Genomic DNA, 1,498 nt, shown 5'->3' on the forward strand with positions numbered 1-1,498 from the left:
CAAATTAGGACCTTTAAAATACAAAAATTGGCCGTAGTTTGTCAAAGACTGCGGAGGCGTTTTATCACCAATTATCTTATTCATCGACATATTCTGAGTATAAAATAACCCCGTTTGGTCTGAAAAATAAAAAAATTGGTGGTAAAGGTCAAATATCCGATATACTCAGATGAAAATGCAGAGCTTTTTCTGCGTTTGGCGATCTAATCGCCGTCAAAATTCAAGTCATTCACGAGAGGAGCAGTAACATGCCAAGAAGAGGAGAAAATGTTTATAAACGCAAAGACGGGCGTTGGGAGGGGCGTATCCTCAAGCCGGACGGAAAATACCGTTATGTCTATGCTAAAACGTACAAAGAGGTTAAGGATAAGCAAAAAAATTACAAGGAACACATAAGACCTCGGGAAATGAAACAACCCGGGCCAGTTGAGAGTGCGGCAGAACTATTTGAGCATTGGCTGTATGGAGATATTACCAATCACGTAAAAGCATCAACCTTCGGAAATTACTATTCCTGCGTACAGCACTATATAATTCCCTTTTTTGAAAAGCCCGGAAATGAGTGCCTCACGGAACTTTCATCTGCACAATTCACCGCGTCTATTAATCATTATTCTACGCTTTCCGAATCCTACAAGAGAAAAATACTAATTGTTTTTAAGACGGCGCTAAAAGAGATTGTGAAGGGCTGGCCGACATATTCAGCCATCATGGAAGCTGTCAAGCTGCCAAAGACGGAAAACACGGAGGTGCAGGTATTTTCCATAAATGAACAGCGGCTGATCGAAAACGCGATTTCTCATTCTGAGGATATCCGAGCGTTTGGAATTCTTCTAACATTTTATACCGGGATACGCCTTGGGGAGCTTTGCGCTTTAAAATGGAGTGATTTTGACTATGAAGCCGGCACAATGTCTGTTACGAAAACAGTAACTCGCGTAAAAAACATGCAGGGTGGCAAATGCAAAACGAAGCTTCTTGTTGGCACGCCGAAAAGTCAGAAATCTATGAGAAAGATCCCCCTGCCTGCATTTCTTCTGGACATGCATAAAAAGTACAGCTATCAATGCACCGGAGAAAATTGCCATTTGATCTCCGGTACAAGCACTCCGACAGACCCCAGGGTTTATCAAAAGCTGTATAAAAAGATTTTAAAGAACGCTTGCGTAAAAGACCGAAAATTTCACGCGATCCGTCATACCTTCGCCACAAGAGCGTTGGAGCTTGGCGTTGACATTAAAACACTTAGCGAAATTTTGGGACATGCCAGCGTCTCAATTACCCTAAACATTTACGCCCATTCTCTCATGGAACAGAAGAAAATTGCAATGGACAAGTTTAACGAGCTGCACATCACGCACATGGCAATTGCTTCAATCGCCGTCAAGTCTTCAGTCGTAAATATCTGATAATTCAGTAATAGCAATGTGCTTGCGTTCCGATTCCGCAGTCTTTGACAAACTACGGCCAATTTTTGTATTTTAAAGGTCCTAATTTG

General features: G+C 41.8%; 1 protein-coding gene. It reads left to right on the forward strand.

Features of this window, described 5'->3' with window-relative positions:
- The first annotated feature begins 248 nt into the window (after positions 1-248).
- A complete protein-coding gene (locus RTK01_RS16720) occupies positions 249-1,409 on the forward strand; it encodes a tyrosine-type recombinase/integrase (RefSeq protein ID WP_312282050.1) in 1,161 nt (386 codons plus the stop codon).
- Positions 1,410-1,498: the final 89 nt, after the last annotated feature.

Source organism: Oscillibacter sp., from assembly GCF_031978065.1.
In the GTDB taxonomy this organism is placed as follows: domain Bacteria; phylum Bacillota; class Clostridia; order Oscillospirales; family Oscillospiraceae; genus Oscillibacter.

Bases quoted from the DNA above. Each gene is read 5' to 3' on its own strand.
- RTK01_RS16720 (WP_312282050.1), top strand. From the start codon at position 249: ATGCCAAGAAGAGGAGAAAATGTTTATAAACGCAAAGACGGGCGTTGG.